The sequence below is a fragment of the Paracoccus yeei ATCC BAA-599 genome, assembly GCF_000622145.1.
In the GTDB taxonomy this organism is placed as follows: Bacteria; Pseudomonadota; Alphaproteobacteria; order Rhodobacterales; family Rhodobacteraceae; genus Paracoccus; species Paracoccus yeei.
Genome location: NZ_JHWH01000059.1, coordinates 1 through 2738 on the forward strand (window position 1 = coordinate 1; position 2738 = coordinate 2738).

The 2738-nt window shown below is 62.2% G+C and carries 5 protein-coding genes; 4 read left to right on the forward strand and 1 reads right to left on the reverse strand.

Translation table 11 applies throughout. The features are described 5' to 3' along the window. Positions 1 to 570: helix-turn-helix domain-containing protein (locus BU28_RS0117485; protein ID WP_028720579.1), on the forward strand; the 570-nt coding region annotated here is incomplete at its 5' end. A gap of 77 nt (positions 571 to 647) precedes the next feature. After that, positions 648 to 1043 carry a hypothetical protein gene (locus tag BU28_RS24310; protein ID WP_028720580.1) on the forward strand — a complete coding sequence of 132 codons (396 nt, stop codon included), beginning with the start codon at positions 648 to 650 and terminating at the stop codon, positions 1041 to 1043. A 22-nt stretch (positions 1044 to 1065) separates the two neighbouring features. On the opposite strand, the gene BU28_RS23635 is transcribed toward BU28_RS24310, so the two are convergent. Continuing rightward, complete coding sequence (locus BU28_RS23635) at positions 1066 to 1506, reverse strand: MerR family transcriptional regulator (protein WP_051578295.1); 441 nt, start codon at positions 1504 to 1506, stop codon at positions 1066 to 1068. A gap of 68 nt (positions 1507 to 1574) precedes the next feature. Between BU28_RS23635 and BU28_RS0117500 the strand changes: the two genes are divergently transcribed. Both BU28_RS0117500 and BU28_RS0117505 read left to right on the forward strand, forming a co-directional pair. Then, positions 1575 to 2444, forward strand: a complete 870-nt coding sequence (locus tag BU28_RS0117500) for a cation efflux transmembrane domain-containing protein (RefSeq protein ID WP_028720581.1) — start codon at positions 1575 to 1577, stop codon at positions 2442 to 2444. Continuing rightward, positions 2441 to 2738, forward strand: a 298-nt coding sequence (locus tag BU28_RS0117505; RefSeq protein WP_036763410.1) for a signal peptidase II, incomplete at its 3' end; no start/stop codon positions are given. The genes BU28_RS0117500 and BU28_RS0117505, both read left to right, overlap by 4 nt.

Below are 2738 nucleotides of genomic sequence, written 5' to 3' on the forward strand. Positions count from 1 at the left end.
CCGCCTGCCGATCTGACCGCCCGCGCAATGCGCAAGCGCGGTGCTTACGACCAGGCGGCGCTCTTGCTCGATCAGCAGGCCCTACGGGAAAGCAGCCCCGAACGAGCCGCAATGGCGCGGGAGGCCGCTCTGGCGGCCAAGGAACTATCCGTCAGCAATCAGATTGAGTTTGACTTCTTTGGAGGAGGCAACGTGTCCATTGCATTCCAGTATCAGGACGCCGTGACCGAACGTCTGTTTACGGCGGCGAAGACTACGGCACAGGCCTTCCACGCGCAGGCGGTGCTCTGGCAGATCACCCGCAACCTCGGTTGGCAGTCCTACGAATGCACCAAGACCGCTGCCGACCTGTGTGAAGTAATGCGAACCGACAAGGCCCAGATGGCTCGCGCCTTGGACCTTTTGGAGCAGGTGGGAGCTATTAGACGGATGAAGCGCGGACGGGTGAAGATCATCACCGTGACGCCGGAAGGGGCGTTCCGGGGCAACGTGAACAGCCACGCGCAAGCTGTTGAACGCTACAAGCTGGACGTGATTGAGGGCGGTAAGTCCGACCAGACCCCCGAGTAGCCGACCGGTCGGCTACCGGTTCCGGAAACCGATACCGACCACCCTGCCGACCGGCCCCGACCACCCAAGGAACCACCGTGCCGCTGACGCTGAACCAGGCTGCCAAGACCTGCGGCCGCTCCAAGTCTACCCTTCTGAATGCCATCAATAGTGGGCGCATGAGCGCGCCCAAGGATGATCGGGGTCGCTACGCCATCGACCCGGCAGAGTTGCACCGTGCGTTTTCCTTCCAAGCTCCTGACCGGTCGGCCGACCGGTTCCCGGAACCGCAACCGACCACCCATGAGAACCACCAGACCACCCTGACCGACCAAGGCCTAAAACGAGAAGTCGAGTTGTTGCGCGAGATGCTGGGCAAGGCCGAAGCCAATGCCGACCATTGGCGCGCATTGGCCGAGCGTCAGCAGGCGCTCCTGGAAGACAAGCGGCCCAAGGAACCGCGCAGCCTCCTTCAGCGCATCCTCGGCCGATAAGTTAGCTTGGCGCTGTTTAGGACTAGGGTGCAGTAGTCCCCGCCCGCCCGCTCGGATCAGAGCGGGCTGTAGGGCGGGCGGGGGCTAGAGCCTCGATCACTCGGCATTCGGATACCCTACCTCGTCTACATTCGCTGACCATTCGGGCCAGTTCATCCTGCAAGAGAAGCAGGCGGGCAATCCGGCTTTCGACTGCCTCAAGCTGCTCTTGGGCAATGCGGCTCGCATCCTCGCATGATGCTTCCGGCCGTTCTTGCAAGGCGAGCAGGATGCGGATGCTTGGCAGATCGAAACCAAGCTCGCGAGCATGGCGGATAAAGCCCAGGCGCTCGGCATCGGCGGGGCTGTAGGTGCGCCGTCCGTTCGGCTGGCGGGCAGGCTTGGGCAAAACCCCAATGCGCTCATAGTAACGGATCGTCTCGATGTTCACGCCCGTCTGCCGGGATAAATCGCCGATCTGCATCTTTTGCCTTGCTCCTGTAGTCGCTACAGGTTGTAGCAGGGCAAGGCTAAAGTTTCGAGGATCGACGAATGGCCGCTGCAACCGACACAATCCGCTATCACGTTACGGGCATGGACTGCGCGTCCTGCGCCGCCAAGATCGAGGGCGCGGCCCGCAAGGTTGAAGGCGTGGACGAGGTGAAGGTGTCGATTGCCTCGCAGATCATGACGCTCAATGTCGATGATCCGCAGACGCGGCTTCCTGCTATTGAGCAGGCAGTGACAAGCCTGGGTTATCAGCTTGATCGCATAGGCCAGCCCAAGGTGGCCGGGGCGGAAACCGATGAGGATGACGACAAGATCCCTGACCTGTCGCACGTCACCCCAGCCTACAAGCGCGCACTCTGGATCGTTGTCCTTCTCAATGTCGGCTATGGCGTGATCGAGATTTTCGGCAGCTTTCTGTCGGGTTCGCAGGCGCTACAGGCGGACGCGCTCGATTTCGTGGGCGATGGCCTGATTTCCTTCCTCGGCCTCATTGCGGTGGGCTGGGGCCTCGCGGCCCGCGCCAAGGCGGCGCTGCTGCAAGGCGTGTTTCTGGGCCTGCTCGGCCTTGGCGTGATTGGCTCGACGCTCTACCGCGTCTTTGTCGAGCATGAGCCGGAAACCCTCCTGATGGGTGGCTTCGCGGTCGTGGCCTTCATCGTCAATGTGGCCGCTGCCCTTGTGCTGCTGCCCCACCGCAAGGGCGATGCCAATATGCGTGCAGTCTGGCTGTTCTCGCGCAACGACGCGATTGGCAACCTTGCCGTGGTCGTCGCGGCTGTCCTCGTCTGGGCGCTTAGCTCGTCCTGGCCTGACCTTCTGGTGGCCTTCGCCGTCGCGGGCCTGTTCCTGCAATCGGCGTGGTCGATCATCCGGGATGCGCGCTCCGATCTCAAACAGGCTGGCCGTGCATGAAAACGGCTAGGCCTGCACTCATCATCGCCTTTGGAGCCGCGCTCGATCTTGCTGCAAAGCTATGGGCGCGCACCTCTCTCGAACCCTACGGCGCGGCAACCGACTTTCTGCCCTTTGTCGCGCTGCGTCTGACCTTCAATCAGGGGGTTTCGTTCAGCCTGTTCTCATTCGAGGGTGAGACTGCGCGGCTTGTGCTGCTGCTCGCCACGGCCGCATTGACAGCGAGTTTTGCGCTATGGGCTTTTAGATCGCAGGGCTTGGAGCGCATTGCTGCCTCTTTCATTGTGGCGGGGG

What these genes read in the sequence shown, in the direction of transcription:
- BU28_RS23635 (WP_051578295.1), bottom strand. Translation starts at nt 1,506, where the DNA reads ATGCAGATCGGCGATTTATCCCGGCAGACGGGCGTGAACATCGAGACG.
- BU28_RS0117500 (WP_028720581.1), top strand. Translation starts at nt 1,575, where the DNA reads ATGGCCGCTGCAACCGACACAATCCGCTATCACGTTACGGGCATGGAC.